This is a genomic window from Streptomyces barkulensis (assembly GCF_002843305.1).
Lineage (GTDB): Bacteria > Actinomycetota > Actinomycetes > Streptomycetales > Streptomycetaceae > Streptomyces > Streptomyces barkulensis.
The window spans coordinates 14,525-30,492 of record NZ_PGSG01000091.1 but is presented as its reverse complement, the minus strand read 5'-3'; the positions used below and the strand labels follow the sequence as shown (position 1 = coordinate 30,492).

General features: G+C 75.2%; 14 protein-coding genes. 9 read left to right on the top strand and 5 right to left on the bottom strand.

What is annotated here, in order from left to right; translation table 11 throughout:
- Window positions 1-16: 16 nt before the first annotated feature.
- On the bottom strand, window positions 17-1,360 hold the full coding sequence (locus tag CUT83_RS18730) for a CE1 family esterase (RefSeq protein ID WP_206282558.1): 1,344 nt from the start codon (window positions 1,358-1,360) through the stop codon (window positions 17-19).
- A 312-nt stretch (window positions 1,361-1,672) separates the two neighbouring features.
- Between CUT83_RS18730 and pcaDC the strand changes: the two genes are divergently transcribed.
- The 4 genes from pcaDC to CUT83_RS18710 all read left to right on the top strand — a co-directional run bounded on the left by pcaDC (window position 1,673) and on the right by CUT83_RS18710 (window position 5,147).
- On the top strand, window positions 1,673-2,992 hold the full coding sequence (gene pcaDC, locus CUT83_RS18725) for a bifunctional 3-oxoadipate enol-lactonase/4-carboxymuconolactone decarboxylase PcaDC (protein WP_173915107.1): 1,320 nt from the start codon (window positions 1,673-1,675) through the stop codon (window positions 2,990-2,992).
- Between the two features lie 114 nt (window positions 2,993-3,106).
- A complete protein-coding gene (locus tag CUT83_RS18720) occupies window positions 3,107-3,772 on the top strand; it encodes an MBL fold metallo-hydrolase (protein WP_101257011.1) in 666 nt (221 codons plus the stop codon).
- Between the two features lie 85 nt (window positions 3,773-3,857).
- On the top strand, window positions 3,858-4,646 hold the full coding sequence (locus tag CUT83_RS18715) for an exodeoxyribonuclease III (protein WP_101257010.1): 789 nt from the start codon (window positions 3,858-3,860) through the stop codon (window positions 4,644-4,646).
- A gap of 57 nt (window positions 4,647-4,703) precedes the next feature.
- Window positions 4,704-5,147 (top strand): DUF6278 family protein, encoded by a 444-nt coding sequence (locus CUT83_RS18710; protein ID WP_101257009.1) that lies wholly within the window; start codon window positions 4,704-4,706, stop codon window positions 5,145-5,147.
- 93 nt (window positions 5,148-5,240) lie between these two features.
- On the opposite strand, the gene CUT83_RS18705 is transcribed toward CUT83_RS18710, so the two are convergent.
- Both CUT83_RS18705 and CUT83_RS18700 read right to left on the bottom strand, forming a co-directional pair.
- On the bottom strand, window positions 5,241-5,996 hold the full coding sequence (locus CUT83_RS18705; RefSeq protein ID WP_101257008.1) for a GntR family transcriptional regulator: 756 nt from the start codon (window positions 5,994-5,996) through the stop codon (window positions 5,241-5,243).
- A gap of 178 nt (window positions 5,997-6,174) precedes the next feature.
- A complete protein-coding gene (locus tag CUT83_RS18700) occupies window positions 6,175-6,957 on the bottom strand; it encodes a hypothetical protein (RefSeq protein ID WP_093850450.1) in 783 nt (260 codons plus the stop codon).
- Between the two features lie 136 nt (window positions 6,958-7,093).
- On the opposite strand from CUT83_RS18700, the gene CUT83_RS18695 reads away from it, so the two are divergent.
- On the top strand, window positions 7,094-8,479 hold the full coding sequence (locus tag CUT83_RS18695) for a hypothetical protein (RefSeq protein ID WP_241524807.1): 1,386 nt from the start codon (window positions 7,094-7,096) through the stop codon (window positions 8,477-8,479).
- A 58-nt stretch (window positions 8,480-8,537) separates the two neighbouring features.
- On the opposite strand, the gene CUT83_RS18690 is transcribed toward CUT83_RS18695, so the two are convergent.
- Entirely contained in the window at window positions 8,538-9,335 is a 798-nt protein-coding gene (locus CUT83_RS18690; protein ID WP_101257007.1) for an SIR2 family NAD-dependent protein deacylase, read from the bottom strand.
- Between the two features lie 142 nt (window positions 9,336-9,477).
- Between CUT83_RS18690 and CUT83_RS18685 the strand changes: the two genes are divergently transcribed.
- The 4 genes from CUT83_RS18685 (at window position 9,478) to CUT83_RS18670 (ending at window position 14,006) form a co-directional block, all read left to right on the top strand.
- Entirely contained in the window at window positions 9,478-11,283 is a 1,806-nt protein-coding gene (locus CUT83_RS18685) for a gamma-glutamyltransferase family protein (RefSeq protein ID WP_101257006.1), read from the top strand.
- 127 nt (window positions 11,284-11,410) lie between these two features.
- Window positions 11,411-12,220, top strand: coding sequence for an inositol monophosphatase family protein (locus CUT83_RS18680; RefSeq protein ID WP_101257005.1), 810 nt, complete (start codon window positions 11,411-11,413; stop codon window positions 12,218-12,220).
- 45 nt (window positions 12,221-12,265) lie between these two features.
- Window positions 12,266-13,681, top strand: coding sequence for a phytoene desaturase family protein (locus CUT83_RS18675; RefSeq protein WP_173915110.1), 1,416 nt, complete (start codon window positions 12,266-12,268; stop codon window positions 13,679-13,681).
- A 121-nt stretch (window positions 13,682-13,802) separates the two neighbouring features.
- Window positions 13,803-14,006 carry a type II toxin-antitoxin system VapB family antitoxin gene (locus CUT83_RS18670; protein WP_101257003.1) on the top strand — a complete coding sequence of 68 codons (204 nt, stop codon included), beginning with the start codon at window positions 13,803-13,805 and terminating at the stop codon, window positions 14,004-14,006.
- 103 nt (window positions 14,007-14,109) lie between these two features.
- On the opposite strand, the gene CUT83_RS18665 is transcribed toward CUT83_RS18670, so the two are convergent.
- Window positions 14,110-15,825: a BCCT family transporter gene (locus CUT83_RS18665; RefSeq protein ID WP_101257002.1), complete on the bottom strand. Its 1,716-nt coding sequence runs from the start codon at window positions 15,823-15,825 to the stop codon at window positions 14,110-14,112.
- Between the last annotated feature and the right edge of the window lie 143 nt (window positions 15,826-15,968).

Below are 15,968 nucleotides of genomic sequence, written 5' to 3'. Positions count from 1 at the left end.
AATGCGGCCCGTCCGGTCAGCTCCGCGAGCCGCCCGCGGTGGCGCAGGCGGTGCCGTTGAGGGCGTAGGAGCTTGGTGGGGCGGTGTCGCCGGTGTGGGTGGCCTGGAAGCCGATGTCGACCGACGCGCCCGGGGCGATGGTGGCGTTGTAGGAGACGTTCCTGGCCGTCACCCGGCCGGAGGCGGGGGAGTACTGCGCGTTCCAGCCGGAGGTGATGGTCTGCCCGTCGGGCAGGGTGAGGGCCAGCGACCAGCCCTCGATCGCGGTGGTGCCGGTGTTGGTGATGGTGATGCTCGAAGTCAGACCGGTGTTCCAGGCGTTGACGGTGGCGGTGACCCGGCAGGTCGCCGGCTCCGGTTCCGGCTCCGGGTCCGGGTCCGGGCCCGGCTCGGAGGTGTCGAACTGGGAGAAGAACTTCCATATCTCCGCCGGCAGCCAGGTCCTGGGGCCGCTGTCACCCGGCGCCCCGTCCTGCGGGGCGGCGATGTGCCCCTCGTCGAAAGCGGCCCAGACGACCGGGTGCCCGGCCGAGCAGCCCGAGTAGGCGGTGATCCGGTGGCTCAGGCTGCCCTGGGCCGGCTCCGGCGGGTTCTGGGGGGTGCAGCCGTTGTTCCCGACGAACCTGTCCCGCATCGCCCGGCCGCCGGAGATGCCGAGGACGCTGTCCCTGAGGCCGTGCACTCCGAAGTAGGCGATGGGCCTGGTGCCGTCGTCGCATCCGCTGAGCACCCCGCCGCTCTGGACCGCGACCGCGCGGAAGACCGTGGCGCGCGAACACGCCAGCGAGTACGACATCGCGCCCCCGTAGCTGAACCCCAGGGCGAAGCGCTGCTCCTGGTCGACGCACAGGTCCGCCTCGATCAGCCGGATCATGTCGTCGACGAAGGCGGTGTCCCTCCCACCGGTGTTGGCCCAGCCGTTGTCGAGGCCCTGGGGCGCGACGAAGACGGCGCTCTCGTCCGCCAGCCGCTGGAGCCCGTAGTAGGCCCAGGTGCCCGTGTCCACGGTGCGGCCGGTGGCGACGTCCGTGGAGGAGCCGCCCAGCCAGTGGAACCCGAAGACCAGCCGGTAGGGGCGGTCGCGGTCGTAGCCGGCGGGGATCCGGAGGATGAAACTCCGGTCTCTGCCGCCGCTCTGGATCGTGTGGGTACCGCTCGTCAGGGTGGGGGCCCTGCCGCATCCGGAGCTCGCGGCGGCGGTGCCGGCGGTGGTGGCGGTGTCAGCAGCCGCGCGGGGGGTCGTGAGCGGGGTGCTCTCCCCCCGGCCGTGGCCCAGCGCGATGCCGTCCATGCCCAGGACGAGCAGTACGGCGATGACGGCTGTCCATAACAGGGACCTTGCCCTTGCCGTCCTTGTCATCGTGAGACTCCTTCTCGGTGTGGGGGGTCGTCCCGGGCCGGCGGACGTGGCGGTGGAACGGGAGCGGCCGCAGCGGCCGCCCGTCCAGACGTACGAAATACCGAACGTCGTTCGGAAGACCGGGATGCCACGGATCCTAGAGAGGCGGCCGGTCGTGTCAACACCGCCCGCGAAACCCGGGGGCCGGGTGCCCGGCCGCGCGAGACCGGACGACCGAACGACAGGGCGACCGGACGATCGGACGATCGGACGACAGGGCGACCGGTCGCCTCGCGCGCCTCGCCGACACCCCCGGCTGTGAGGAACCGGCGGATGTGGGAGCGTGAGCGGGTGAGCGAGAAGAACGTCGACACCCTGCAGTACCGCGTTGACGGGCCGGAACACGCCCCGGTCCTGGTCCTGGGACCGGCCCTCGGCGCCACATGGCACATGTGGGACCGCCAGGTCCCCGAACTCAGCCGCCACTGGCGGGTGCTCCGCTACGACCTGCCCGGCCACGGCGGCGCGCCCGCCCGCCCCACCACCTCCGTCGGCGACCTCGCCGCCCGGCTGCTGGCCACCGCCGACGCCGCGGGCGCCGACCGCTTCGCCTACGCGGGCTGCTCCCTGGGCGGCGCCGTGGGCGCCCGGATCGCGCTGGACGCACCCGGCCGGCTCACCTCCCTGGCGCTGATCTCCTCCGCTCCCCGCTACGCCACCCCCGACACCTGGCGGCAGCGTGGCGTGGTGGTGCGCACCAACGGACTGGACCCCATCGCCCGCTCCATCCCCGAGCGCTGGTTCACGCCCGCCTTCGCCGCCGCCCAGCCCGCCATCGTGGAGTGGGCCGTCCAGATGGTCCGCACCACCGACCCCGGCTGCTACATAGCCGCGTGCGAGGCGCTGGCATCCTTCGACATACGCCAGGAGCTGGCCCGCGTCGGCGTGCCCACCCTGGTCGTCGCCGGGGCCGAGGACCGGGTCACCCCGCCCGCCGACGCCCGCGCCCTGGTCGCGGGCATCCCCGACGCCCGGCTCGCCCTCGTCCCCGACGCCTGCCACATGGCCCCCGTGGAGCGGCCCGGCGAGATCACCGAACTGCTGGCCGGACACTTCTCGGCCGCCCTCCCCTCCGGCCGGCGGGACGCCCCGGCGGCCGTCCCGGTTCCCGCCCAGGCGCCCGCCGGCGGCACGGGCCGCGCGCCGGACGCCCTGCCCACCCGTGCCGCGGTCGCCGCCCTGACCGCCGGAGAGCAGAGCCAGGGGGACCCCGGCGCCGCGTACGACACCGGTCTGAGGCTCCGCCGCGATGTGCTCGGCGACGCCCACGTCGACCGCGTGGCCGAGGAGACCGACGACTTCACCGGCGACTTCCAGGACCTCCTGACCCGCTACGCCTGGGGCGAGGTGTGGGCCCGCACCGGCATCGACCGCCGCACCCGCTCGGTGGTCACCCTCACCGCGCTCACCGCCGGCGGGCACCTGGAGGAGCTGGCCGCCCACACCCGCGCCGCGCTGCGCAACGGGCTCACCCCGCAGGAGATCAGGGAGGTGCTGCTGCACACGGCCGTCTACTGCGGAATGCCCGCCGCCGGAGCCGCGTTCGCCGTCGCCCGGCGCGTCATAGCGGAGGAGACCACCCCCCGCGACTGACCCCCCGCGACTGACCCCCCGCGACCGAACCCGTGCGACCGAACCCCGTGACAGGCTCCGTGGCGGTGGCGGGACTTCGCGGCGAGGATCGCGGGCGGGCAGCACAATGGCCCCATGGAGCTCACCAAGAAGGGCCACGCCTGCGTCGCCCTGCACCGCGAAGGACGCACGCTCGTCATCGACCCGGGCGGCTTCAGCGAGGCGGACGCGGCCGTCGGCGCCGACGCGATCCTGGTCACCCACGAGCACCCCGACCACTTCGACGAGAGCCGGCTGCGCGCCGCGCTGGAGGCGAACCCGGCCGCCGGGATCTGGACCCTGCGCAGCGTCGCCGAACGGATCTCGGCCGCCTTCCCCGGGCGCGTCCACACCGTCGGCGACGGGGACGCCTTCACCGCCGCCGGCTTCGAGGTGGAGGTGCACGGCGAGCTGCACGCCGTCATCCACCCCGACATCCCGCGCGTCACCAACGTCGGCTACGCCGTCACCGCCCCCGGCGCCGGCACCGTCTTCCACCCCGGCGACGCCCTGACCGTCCCCGGCCGCCCGGTGGACACCCTGCTGCTGCCGGTGCACGCCCCCTGGAGCAAGGTCGCCGAGGTCGTCGACTACGTGCGCGAGGTAGGGCCGCGCGTGGCGTACGACGTCCACGACGGACTGCTGTCGGACTTCGGGCATCTGGTCTACGGCCGCCTCCTCGGCCCGAACGGCCCCGGCACCGCCGGTGCGGAGCACACCCGGCTGGAGCCCGGGCAGGGCGTCGTACTGCGGGAGGGCTGAGCCCCGCCGGAGGGAGCGCCCCGCCGGCGGCCGGCTGCCGCCCGCCGTCCGCCGGCTGTCGGTGCCGGGCGGTAGATTCGCTGCCATGCGTATCGCCACCTGGAACGTCAACTCGATCACCTCACGGCTCGAGCGGCTGCTGGCCTGGCTGGAGAGCAGCGGCACGGACGTGCTGTGCCTGCAGGAGCTGAAGTGCACGGCGGAGGCGTTCCCGGCCGAACCGCTGCGCGAGCTGGGCTACGAGGCCGCGGTCAACGCCTCGGGCCGGTGGAACGGGGTGGCGGTGCTGTCCCGGGTGGGCCTGGAGGATCCGGTGATCGGCCTGCCCGGGGGGCCCGACTACGAGGGCGTCACCGAGCCCCGTGCGGCGGGCGCCACCTGCGGCGGGGTGCGGGTGTGGTCGGTGTACGTGCCCAACGGCCGCGAGGTGGGCCACCCGCACTTCGAGTACAAGCTCCGGTGGTTCGCCGCGCTGCGCGAGCTGGCGGTACGGGAGACGGCGGGGGAGGCGGGAGGACGGCCCTTCGCCATCCTCGGCGACTACAACGTCGCGCCGACCGACGAGGACGTCTACGACCTCGCCGTCTTCGAGGGCGCCACGCACGTCACCCCGGCCGAGCGCGAGGCGCTGGCCGCGCTGCGCGCGGCGGGCCTGGCCGACGTCGTGCCGCGCCCGCTGAAGTACGACCGCCCCTACACCTACTGGGACTACCGCCAGCTCGGCTTCCCCAAGAACAAGGGCATGCGCATCGACCTGGTCTACGGCGACCCGGCCTTCGAGTCGGCGGTGAAGGACGCCTACGTCGACCGCGAGGAGCGCAAGGGCAAGGGCGCCTCGGACCACGCCCCGGTCGTCGTCGATCTGGAGGTGTGAGGGCCCGCCCGCGTGCCTAGTGCCGTCCGCCGCGCCGGTGATGTCACGCTGAGGCGTATGAACATCCCCTTCCTGGACAACTGGCGCAAGAGGCACGGCATGTCCCGCGGGGTGGCGGTGATGCAGCCCGCCCCCCACGACGCCGAGGGAGTGGCGCAGCTGCTGTCCGAGTGCGAACTGCTGCGCAGGCAGGCCGGGTCGGCGGGGATCGAGCTGGAGGACACGCCCGGCTCGCTGGCCGCCCTCGACCAGCTCCTGCCGCGCTGGCGCGACGAGGACCCCGAGGCGCTGACCTGGCTGGGCAACGACGCGGGCCTGTATCTGGGCACCGTCGTCGTCCGCACGGTGCCGGGGGCGGAGTGGCAGGTGTGGCCGAGCGGCCGGCCGGTGGTGCGGCTGGCCTCCGGGCGGGAGCTGGACGTGGTGGCGGCGGGCCACGAGTGGGCGCTCAGCGGCACGCCGGAGCTGTCGCAGGTGTACGCGGAGGCATCCGAGGCGTGACGGGCGCCGGCCGGACCGGCGGTGAGCGCGGGACGGGCGCCGGCCGGGACGCGCCCGGGCCGGGGAGCCCGGTCGTGGCCGGGGAGCGGGCCGTCAGCCGGGGAAGTCGATGCGGTACTCCAGCCGCCACCGGTCCGCGCGCACCACGATGTCGGAGGTCTCCACGGCCCGGCCGTCCGCCGTGTGGTGGGTGCGCTCGATGACCGTCACGCACTGCCCGGGAGAGCATCCCAGGGCCTGTGACTCCGCGCTGGTGGCCGACCGCGAGCCGACCAGTTCGGTGGCCCGCACCACGGGGAGGCCGATGGCCGCGAACCGCTCGCGCACCCCGCGCCGGGCGTACGGGCCGCGCTCGGGGAAGACCACCTCGGTGCCCTCGGTGAGAGCCAGCGGCTCCCAGCTGGTGGCGAGCTGGAGCGGGCGCCGGTCGGCGAGGTACTCGTACCGCGTGCACATCACCCGGTCGCCCGCGCCGATGCCCAGCCGTTCGGCTATCCGCGGCGGGGCCCCGGTGGCGGTGGAGGTGGCCTCCCACAGCAGTGCGGGGGCGGCCGGGGAGCCGGTGAGCAGCCGGGCCGCGAACGGCGAGTCCACCGCCTCGCCGGTGCGCAGCAGGCTGCCGACGGGGCTGCGGTCGGTGACGAAGACCCCCCGCCCGAACTGCCCCTCCGCGTAGCCGGCGGCCTTCAGCACGCGCACCGCCCGGTCCACGGTCTGGTCGCTGGCGGCGTAGGTGCGCTTCAGCTCCGAACGCGAGGGGATGCGGGAGCCCACGGCCAGGGCCCCCTCGTCGATCTGCTGCCGCAGATCGTCGGCGATCCGCTGGTAGACCGGTCTGCTGTCGCCCATCCGGGACTCCTCTCCGTACTGCCGCCTGCGGGGTGGGAACGGTCTCCGTACCTGGGTCAACAGGGTAGGAGGGGGGCCTGTGCCGCATGAGGCGTCGTGGGCAACATCATCGGGAACACCTCGGCGACATCGATACCCGGTTCCGCGAACTCCTTGCGCAATCCGGTGCTTGACCGGGTCAGTTCTCCGTTCGGCTCCTCGCCCGGTGCTGGCGGCGGGCGGGCGGGGGCACGGAGGCGGGTGCGGACGGCGCGGTGGTGGCGTCCCGGGTGACGTCCGCGACCAGTTCGACGACATCGGGGCCGTACGCCTGGGAGTTGACCACCTTCAGCAGCAGGCAGAAGTCGCCGCCGGTGCCGTACTTGCGGGCCAGCCGGGCGTGGTGGCGGGCGAGATGGCGCGCGGCCGCCTGGTTGGTGACGGCCCGCTGGCCGCACAGGACGAACACCGGGTGGGAGCCCTCGCCCGCGGTGAGCCGGGCGAGCAGGACGTACTCCACCGATCCCCGCTCCATCCGGTAGCGCTCGCCGCCGATGGTGAACGCGGCCTGGTCCGGGCCGGGTTCGGGGGTGGTGTCGATCCGCACCCCCGGCAGCAGGGAGTGGAGGTGGGCCGCCGTCCGCCGGTTCGCCGCAGGCCCTCCGACGCAGAACTCGGTCCGCTCGCCGAAGCCCTGGCGGACGTTCTCGTGCGACAGCACCTGCGCGTTCGCGCGGCACTCCTTGACCAGTGCGGACAGTTCCAGCAGGGCGAACACGTCGTCGCGGGAGACGGCGCCCTCCCCCGTGGCGGCCTTGCGGCCGACCACCAGCAGGCACTCGGAGTGCTCCGGCATCCCGAAGAAGCGCTGTTTGCGGCGGAGCGCGCGGCGCCACAGGTAGGTGCGGCCGAACCAGCCGAGCGAGGTGGTGATGCCGGCCGCGAGCACGCCCAGCACGATGTCGCGCAGGTTGTCGTCCATGGGGCGGAAGCGTATCGCCGGATGCCGCGTCTGTTCGAAACATGACAAGGGAGCGGGGGGCGGGGCGGGGGGCGTGAAAACTGTTCGTAGCACGGCGGTGACGGTCGATGAAACACGGCCGGTGTGCCATGGCCCCATGCCAGTGCCGCAACCGACCGGCAGCACCCACCGGGCCGCTGCCGGCCTCGACGTACCCGGCGGTCCGGACCTGCCCGAGGCCGCCGAGTTCACTGCCGCGCTCACCGCGCTCACCGCCGAACTCGACCCGGCCGCCGGATGGTACGGGGTCTTCGCCCGGCGCGACCCCGAAGGGCTGGCCGCCTGCCTGGCGGGCCGCCGGATACCGCCGTGGGACGTGGTCGCCTCCCTGCTGGACGACCTCACCGTGCGCCGGGGCCCCCGGCGGGCACGCCCCCGGGCCGCATGGCTGAGGACGCTGTACCTGGCGTCGCTCACGGCCTGCGACGAGGCGGCCGGCGACCCGCGGCGGCGAGCCGCCGAACTGCGGGAGATGCTGACGCGGACACTGCGCGAGCAGTGGCACGCGGCCCAACGCGAACAGGCCCTGGCCAGCGCGCTGACGGCGGGCGGCCACCCGGCCGGCGCCGGCCGCCTGGCCGCAGACCTCGCCTGGGCGCGCGACGACCGGGCCCGCGCCACGGCCCGCTGCCGGGAACTGCGCGAGCGCCTGGCCGTCCTGGTGGCCCGCGGCGGGGCGGATCCGGGCCGTGAGCCCGGGCGCGGCCCCGGATCCGGACACGTCCCCTCGTCCCCGGCGCCGTCCGGCCCGGTGCGCGCCCGGCCGCGAGGGGCCCGGTTCGCCGGGCTGGAGACCGGGGCGCGGGCCGATCCGGCCGCCGGTCCCGTACCCCCCGCGGCCCCGGCCGTACCCGCCCCGCGAGGGGCCCGGTTCGCCGGGGCGGAGAGCGAGGGGGACGAGAGGGCGGCGCGCCCCGAGGACCCGGCCGGGGACGCGGCCCGGGCGGCCCGCCTCCGAAGGCGGTGCGACGAGACCGTCGCCCGGCTGGCCGGGCTGCGTGCCCGTGGCCGCACCGGGGAGGCGCACGCCCTGCTGTGCGAGGCCGCGTGCCGTCCCGCCTCCTGGCTGCCGGTACTGGTCGAACGTCTGGAGCGGGCCGGTATGGGCGCGGATGTCGCGGACCTGCTGTGGGAGGCCGCGAACCTGCCGCCCGCCCCCCTGGCCGAGGCCGCCGAGGCGCTCGCCGCCGCGGGCCGCGCCGAGGACTGCGGGCGGCTGCTGCGGCAGGCGGCCGCGCGCCCGGCGGGGGAGGTGGCCTCCGCCGCGCTCGCCCTGCGCGGGGCGGGCCTCGGCTCCGGGGCCGTCGAACTGCTGTCGGCGGTGGTCCGGGCCCGGCGACCGGAGGAGGCGGCCGAGGCCGTGGCGGCCGACCCGGCCGCCCTGACGCCCCTGCTGCTGGCGGCCGCGGCACGGGTCTCCGACCGCCGCCGCAGGGACATCGAGGGGGTGCTGGCCCGGGGGCGCCCCGCCGCCGGCCGGTGACCGGCCCGCCCGCCCGAACCCGCACGCCCGCACACCCGGCGCGGTCGCGCCGCCCGCCTCAGCCCGCCGCCAGCTCCTCCAGGAGGGCCGGCAGCGCCCGCCCGATCGGCTCGCGCACCACCCGGTCGGCCAGCGGGTCGTACGGCGTGGGCTCGGCGTTGACGATCACCAGCCGCGCACCGTGCTCGGCGGCGATCCCGGCCAGCGAGGCGGCGGGCTGCACCTGCAGGCTGGTGCCGACCGCGACGAACACCTCGCACGCCCTGGCGATCGCCAGCGCCTCGCCCAGTACCTGCGGGTCCAGCGCCTCGCCGAACATCACGGTGGCCGACTTCAGGATGCCGCCGCACCGCTGGCACTCGGGGTCCGCGACCCCGGCCCGCACCCGCTCCAGCGCCCGCTCCATCTCCGAACGCGCATGGCATCCGGTGCACACCACGGCCCGCGCGGTCCCGTGCAGCTCCAGCACCTTGCGCTCGGGCATCCCGGCCATCTGGTGCAGCCCGTCCACGTTCTGGGTGATCACCCGCACCGGCACCCCGGAGCGTTCCAGGCGCGCCACGGCCTCGTGCGCGGCGTTCGGCCCGGCCCGCAGCGCCGGGCTCTCCAGCCGCATCCGCCAGGATCGGCGGCGGATCTCCGGATCGTTCATGTAGTGCTCGTAGGTGACGAGCTTCTCGGCCTCGGGGTCCCTGCGCCACACCCCGTTCGGGCCGCGGTAGTCGGGGATCCCGGAGTCGGTGGAGATCCCCGCGCCGCTGAGAAGGGCCACCAGCGGCCTGCGGCCCGTCCCGGCCTCCCCGCCCCGGATCCTCCCGCCAGGGTCCTGTGCGCCCGGCCTGCCCTGCGTGCTCATGCTTCCGAGCCTACGCAGCCGGGCCCCGGGCCTCGACCGCGTTTCCGCCCGGCCGCGGTGGTGGCACACTGCGGCCGGACACGCCCGCGCCCGCCGGCCGTGCCGCACTTCCGCCGACCGCCTGCCCCCGGGAGCCGAGCCGATGACCTTCACCACCCGTCCGACCCTGCAGGGCACCTTCGGGATGGTCTCCAGCACCCACTGGCTGGCCTCCGCCTCCGCCATGGCCGTTCTGGAGGACGGCGGCAACGCCTTCGACGCGGCCGTCGCGGCGGGCTTCGTTCTCCAGGTCGTCGAGCCGCACCTCAACGGCCCCGCCGGGGAGGTGCCGATCATCCTGGCGCCCGCCGGAGGCCCGGTGCGGGTGCTGTGCGGGCAGGGGCCCGCGCCGCGCGGCGCGACGGTGGAGCACTACACCTCGCTCGGTCTGGAGCTGGTGCCCGGCACCGGCCCGCTGGCCGCCGCCGTCCCCGGCGCGTTCGACGCCTGGATGACACTGCTGCGCGACCACGGGACCCGCGAGCCCGCCGACGTGCTGAAGTACGCCGTCGGCTACGCCGAGCACGGCCACCCGGCCGTACCCGGGATCGGGGCGACGGTGGAGCGGGTGCGCGGACTGTTCGAGACGGAGTGGACGACCTCCGCCGAGCTGTACCTGCCCGGCGGACGCTCCCCGGCGCCCGGCGCCCTGCTGCGCAACCCCGTCCTCGCCGCCACCTGGCGGCGACTGCTGGCCGAGGCGGAGGCGGCCGGGACGGGACGCGAGGGGCGTATCGAGGCCGCCCGGCGGGTGTGGCGCGAGGGCTTCGTGGCCGAGGCGCTCGCCGACTTCGCCGCCCGCCCCGCCATGGACACCTCCGGCGAGCGCCACGCCGGCACCCTCACCGGCGACGACATCGCCTCCTGGTCGGCCGCCTACGAGGAGCCCGTCACCCACGACTGGAACGGCTGGACGGTCTGCAAGGCCGGGCCCTGGTCGCAGGGCCCGGTGATGCTCCAGCAGCTAGCCCTCCTGGCGGACCTGCCTGCGGGCGGACCCGAGTACGGCACGGGGGAGTACCTCCACACCGTGATCGAGGCGAGCAAGCTGGCCTTCGCCGACCGCGAGGCCTGGTACGGCGACGCGCGGGGGGCCGCCACCGTACCGCTGGAGGACCTGCTCTCCGATGCCTACACCGCGCGGCACCGGGCTCTCATCGGCGGGAGCGCCTCCCACGAGCTGCGCCCCGGCAGCCCCGGCGGACGCACCCCCCGGCTCGGAGCCCACGCCGCCGGGGCCGCAGCACGGGCGGAGGGCAGCGCGGCCGGCACCGGCGAGCCCACCGTGGCCCGCGACGGCGCGACCTCCGGCGACACCTGCCACCTGGACGTCGTGGACCGCTGGGGCAACATGGTCAGCGCCACGCCCAGCGGCGGCTGGCTCCAGTCCAACCCCACCGTCCCCGCTCTCGGCTTCCCGCTCGGCACCCGGCTCCAGATGGCCTGGCTGGAGCCCGGACTGCCCAACACCCTCACCCCCGGCCGCCGCCCGCGCACCACCCTCACCCCCTCCCTCGCACTGCGCGACGGGGAGCCCGTCCTGGCCTTCGGCACGCCCGGCGGCGACCAGCAGGACCAGTGGCAGACCCACTTCCTCCTCGCCGTCGCCCTGCGCGAGCCGGTGCGCGGCGGCTACGACCTCCAGGGCGCCGTCGACGCCCCGAACTGGCACCACGAGGGCTTCCCCGGCTCGTTCTGGCCGCGCGCCATGCGGCCGGGGGCCGTCACGGTCGAGTCCCGCGTCGGGGAGGCGGCCGTCCGCGAGCTGCGGCGGCGCGGGCATCCGGTGACCGTCGGCGGCCCCTGGACGGAGGGGCGGCTGTGCGCGGTCGCCCGCGACCCGGAGACGGGCGTGCTGTCGGCGGCGGCCAACCCGCGCGGGATGCAGGGTTACGCGGTCGGCCGCTGACGGCGCGGAACCGGGCCGGGTGGCCGGGCGGGCGGTCCGCGGGGCCGGGCCGCGGAGGCGTGGTCCGTTCACCCCGCGGCCATCCGCCGTCCGGCGGGAGCCCCCGGCGCCGTGTTTCCATGGACGGATGATCGACGACGAACTGCTGACGGGTGTCGAGGAGGCCGTGCGCAAGGCCGCCGCGGCCGAGGTCATGCCGCGCTGGCGGCAGCTTGCCGAGCACGAGGTGACCGAGAAGAGCGGCCCGCACGACCTGGTGACCATCGCCGACCGGCGCGCCGAGGAGTACCTGACCGGGGCCCTGACCGCGCTGCTGCCCGGCTCGGTGGTCGTCGGCGAGGAGGCGGTGCACGACAACCCGGCGGTCTACGGGGCGCTGGGCGGCGAGGCGCCGGTGTGGATCGTGGACCCGGTGGACGGCACGCGCCAGTTCGTCCACGGCGACCCCGGCTTCTGCACCCTGGTGGCCCTGGCCCGCGGCGATGAGCTGCTGGCCTCCTGGACGTACGCGCCGGCCCGAGAGGAGCTGGCCGTCGCCGTGCGCGGCGAGGGCGCACGGCTCAACGGCGAGGAGATCCGCTCCGGCGGCCCCGCGCCGGACGCGCCCCTGGAGGTCGCCCACTCGCACCCGGACTTCACCACCGACGCGCAGAAGCGCTCCCTGGAGGGCCTGTACACCGACGGGGTCAGGCCCCGGCCGTGCGGCTCGGCGGGGCTGGAGTACCTGAACGTGGCGCGCGGTGCGCTCGACGCGGTGGCCTTCACCTGGGAGAACGCCTGGGACCACGCCGCCGGGCTGCTGCTGGTGGCCGAGGCGGGCGGCGGCCACGCCACGCTCACCGGGCAGCCGTTCCGCCTGGCGGGCGGCAACGCGCTGCCCTTCACCGCCGCCCGGGACGCGCTGACGGTGCGTCGTATCCTCTCCCTGCTGGCCTGAGCCGGTCAGACCTCAGCGCCGAGGGGAGAATCCGACGTGGCGTCGATGCGGGACGTGGTCGTGGTGGGAGCCGGTCCGAACGGGCTGACCGCCGCGGTGGAGCTGGCCCGGCGGGGTTTCTCCGTCGAGCTGTTCGAGGCGATGGAGTCGGTCGGAGGAGGGGCGCGCACCGAGGAGCTGACACTGCCCGGCTTCCGGCACGACCCCTGCTCGGCCGTACACCCGCTGGGCGTCGGTTCGCCCGCCTTCTCCGCGATGCCGCTCACCGAGCGGTACGGGCTCGAATGGCTCCACCCCGAACTGCCCCTGGCCCACCCCTTCCCCGACGGCACGGCCGGCGTGCTGGCCCGCTCGCCGGCCGAGACGGCCGCCTCCTTCGGGCCGCGCGACGCGGGGACGTACCGCCGGCTGGTGGCGCCGTTCCTGGGCCGCTGGGCGACCCTGGTCGGGGACTTCTTCAAGGTGCCGTGGGACGGGCTGCCCCGCGATCCGGTCACCCTGGCCCGCTTCGGGCTGCTGGGGCTGCGGCCGGTGGACTGGCTGGCGCGCCGCTTCCGCGACGACACCGCCCGCGCGCTGATGTTCGGACTGGCCGCCCACGCCATCGGCCCGACCACCTCGCCCGCCACCGGCGGCATCGCCCTGGTCTTCGCGCTGGCCGCGCACGAGGTCGGCTGGCCGATGCCGCGCGGCGGCTCGCAGTCCCTGTCCGACGCGCTCGCCGCCTACCTGCGCGACCTGGGCGGGCAGGTCCACACCGGGGTGGAGGTGCGGCGGCTGGACGAGCTGCCGCCCGCCCGCGCCTACGTCTTCGACACCTCGCCCACCGCACTGGCCCGGATCGCCGGGCTGGGCGACGCCTACCGGCACTTCCGCTACGGCGCCGGGGTCTTCAAGATCGACTATGCCCTGGACGGACCGGTCCCGTGGACCTCCGAGGCCGCCCGCCGGGCCGGGACCGTCCACATCGGCCCCTCCAGCGGCGAGATCGCCGCCGCGCTGCGCGCCGCCTCCACCGAGGGCGTCCAGCCGGACCCGCCGTTCCTGATCACCGCCCAGCCCACCGTGGTCGACCCGGGCCGGGCGCCGGAGGGCAGACACGTCTTCTGGGCGTACGGCCATGTGCCGCGCGGCTGGAGCGGGGACGCCACCGAGGCGATCGAGCGGCAGATCGAGCGCTTCGCGCCCGGCTTCCGCGACCGGGTGCTGGCCCGCGCCACCGCGGGCCCGCCGGAGCTGGCCACCCGCAACGCCAACTACGTCGGCGGCGACATCGCCTGCGGCGCCTTCACCGGGCTCCAGACACTGCTGCGGCCGGGCCTCGCCCGTATCCCGTACGCCACCGCCCACCCGGCCGTCTTCCTGTGCTCGTCGGCCACCTGGCCGGGCCCGGGCGTCCACGGCATGTCCGGCCACAACGCGGCCAAGGCGGTCTGGCGCCGCCTGCGGGCGCGCGCCTAGCGCGCCGCCCGGACCCGCCCGGACCCGCCCGGAGGGGGGCCGGAGGGGGCCGGGCGCACGGAACCCGCCGGGTCCGTGCGACGGACTCCCCGCCCGGCCTGGCGAGGGCTAGAGTGCCGCCATGGCGAAGACGGAGATCTCACTCGACACCGAACTGGTCGTCGAGGTCATGGTGTTGAGCGGGATCGGCAACCCCCGCGACGCGATCGAGGCGGTGGTGCGCGACTACGTCGCGCGCGGCCACCGCACGGAGACGCGCACGGGCGAGGAGGCGGAGGCCCGGCTGCGGGAGATCGACACAACGCCCAGGATCCAGGAGGGCTGAGCCCCCCCGCGAAGGAGCCGCGCCCCCGGCCGTACCGGCCGGGGGCGCGCACGCCGGCCCCTCCCGGCGGGGGCGGACCCGCCGGAAGAGGCGCCCGGAGACGTCAGGAACCCTGCGGGTCCTCCCCGTCCCGCGCGGACGCCTTGCCGCCCTCGGCCGCCCGCCGCAGCCGCGGATGGCGGCGGGCGCCCTGCTGTTCGCTGACGGCCTCGCCGACCATCGCCCGGATGGCCTCGCGCGCCCCGTGCAGCGGATGGTGGCGGGGCGGCCCGGCGCCCGGGTCCTCGCGCAGCTCCTTCACCAGCGACCAGCACAGCGCCAGCATCACCACCACGAAGGGCAGCGCCACCAGGATCGTCCCCGTCTTCAGCCCCTCCAGGCCGCCGGCGAGCAGCAGCACGGCGGCCACCGAGGCCATCAGCACACCCCAGGTGACGACCAGCCACTCGCGCGGGTGCAGCGCGCCGCGGGAGGTGAGCGAGCCCATCACCAGGGAGGCGGAGTCGGCGCTGGTGACGAAGTAGGTCATCACCAGGATCATCGCGATCACCGAGGTGACCGTGCCCAGCGGCAGTGCGTCCAGCAGGCCGAACAGCGAGGCCTCCACGCCGTCCTCCAGCCGCCCGGCCATGTCCGCCTCGCCGGTGGCGTCCAGCCGCATGGCGCTGCCGCCCATCACGCAGAACCAGACGACCGTGGCGCCGCTGGGCACCAGCAGGACGCCGGTGAGGAACTCGCGGATGGTGCGGCCGCGGGAGATGCGGGCGATGAAGGTGCCCACGAACGGTGCCCACGACAGCCACCAGGCCCAGTAGAAGATCGTCCAGGTGCCCAGCCACTCCTTGTTACCGAAGGCGCCGGTCCGGGAGGAGAGCACGACGAGGTCCTGGAGGTAGGCGCCGACTCCGGCCGGGATCGCGTCCAGGATGAACACGGTCGGGCCCAGGAGAAAGACGAAGAGCATCAGCAGGGCCGCGAGTACCACGTTCATGCTGCTGAGCCACTTGATGCCCCGGTGCAGTCCGGAGAACGCCGAGATGACGAACGCGGCCGACAGCACCAGGATGACGAGCAGTTGCAGCTCCCGGCTGTCGTCCCAGCCGACCGTCAGGTTCAGGCCCTTGGCCACCTGGAGGGCGCCCAGGCCCAGGCTGGTGGCGGTGCCGAAGACCGTGGCGAACACGGCCAGCAGGTCGATGACCCGGCCGGGCCAGCCGTTCGCGCGGCGCTCGCCCAGCAGCGGGACGAAGACCGAACTGATGCGGTTGCCGCGGCCCTTGCGGAAGGTGACGTAGGCCAGGGCGAGGCCGGCCACGCCGTAGATCGCCCAGGGGTGCAGCGTCCAGTGGAAGAAGGAGTACTCCAGCGCGACGCGCTCGGCGGCGCCGCTGCCGCTCTGGACGTCGCCGAAGGGCGGCGGGTCGAGGTAGTACGTCAGCGGCTCGCCGACGCCGTAGAACATCAGGCCGATGCCCATGCCGGCGCTGAACATCATCGCGATCCACGCCAGGTTGGAGAACTCCGGCTCGTCGGAGTCCCTGCCGAGCCTGATCCGGCCGAAGCGGCTGATCGCGATCACCAGGCACAGCGCCAGGAAGAGGTCGGCGGCCAGGGTGAACAGCCAGCCGAAGTTGCCCAGCACCCAGTTCAGCGCGGTGGTGGAGACGGAGGAGAAACCGTCCGTGCCGATGGCCGCCCAGGCCACCACGGCCAGCACGGTCACCACTCCGATGGCGATCACCCCGGTGTCCGGGGGCGAGTCCTCACGGGCCGTCTCCGGGGCGGGTTCCCGGGGCGGATTGCTCATATCGGTGCTCATATCACCCAACTATGAAATGGTTCTTCCGGTTCGCCGGACGGGCGCGCCGAGCGGTCACGGGCCGTCCGACGGCGCATCGTGGTCCCGCATGCCCGTCATCGATAGGGTCTAGACGGCGCGACAGCCTGTTCGAGACACGAGAG

Coding starts and splice junctions, on each gene's coding strand:
- CUT83_RS18730 (WP_206282558.1), bottom strand. CDS start 1,360: ATGACAAGGACGGCAAGGGCAAGGTCCCTGTTATGGACAGCCGTCATC.
- pcaDC (WP_173915107.1), top strand. CDS start 1,673: ATGTGGGAGCGTGAGCGGGTGAGCGAGAAGAACGTCGACACCCTGCAG.
- CUT83_RS18720 (WP_101257011.1), top strand. CDS start 3,107: ATGGAGCTCACCAAGAAGGGCCACGCCTGCGTCGCCCTGCACCGCGAA.
- CUT83_RS18715 (WP_101257010.1), top strand. CDS start 3,858: ATGCGTATCGCCACCTGGAACGTCAACTCGATCACCTCACGGCTCGAG.
- CUT83_RS18710 (WP_101257009.1), top strand. CDS start 4,704: ATGAACATCCCCTTCCTGGACAACTGGCGCAAGAGGCACGGCATGTCC.
- CUT83_RS18705 (WP_101257008.1), bottom strand. CDS start 5,996: ATGGGCGACAGCAGACCGGTCTACCAGCGGATCGCCGACGATCTGCGG.
- CUT83_RS18700 (WP_093850450.1), bottom strand. CDS start 6,957: ATGGACGACAACCTGCGCGACATCGTGCTGGGCGTGCTCGCGGCCGGC.
- CUT83_RS18695 (WP_241524807.1), top strand. CDS start 7,094: ATGCCAGTGCCGCAACCGACCGGCAGCACCCACCGGGCCGCTGCCGGC.
- CUT83_RS18690 (WP_101257007.1), bottom strand. CDS start 9,335: ATGAGCACGCAGGGCAGGCCGGGCGCACAGGACCCTGGCGGGAGGATC.
- CUT83_RS18685 (WP_101257006.1), top strand. CDS start 9,478: ATGACCTTCACCACCCGTCCGACCCTGCAGGGCACCTTCGGGATGGTC.
- CUT83_RS18680 (WP_101257005.1), top strand. CDS start 11,411: ATGATCGACGACGAACTGCTGACGGGTGTCGAGGAGGCCGTGCGCAAG.
- CUT83_RS18675 (WP_173915110.1), top strand. CDS start 12,266: ATGCGGGACGTGGTCGTGGTGGGAGCCGGTCCGAACGGGCTGACCGCC.
- CUT83_RS18670 (WP_101257003.1), top strand. CDS start 13,803: ATGGCGAAGACGGAGATCTCACTCGACACCGAACTGGTCGTCGAGGTC.
- CUT83_RS18665 (WP_101257002.1), bottom strand. CDS start 15,825: ATGAGCACCGATATGAGCAATCCGCCCCGGGAACCCGCCCCGGAGACG.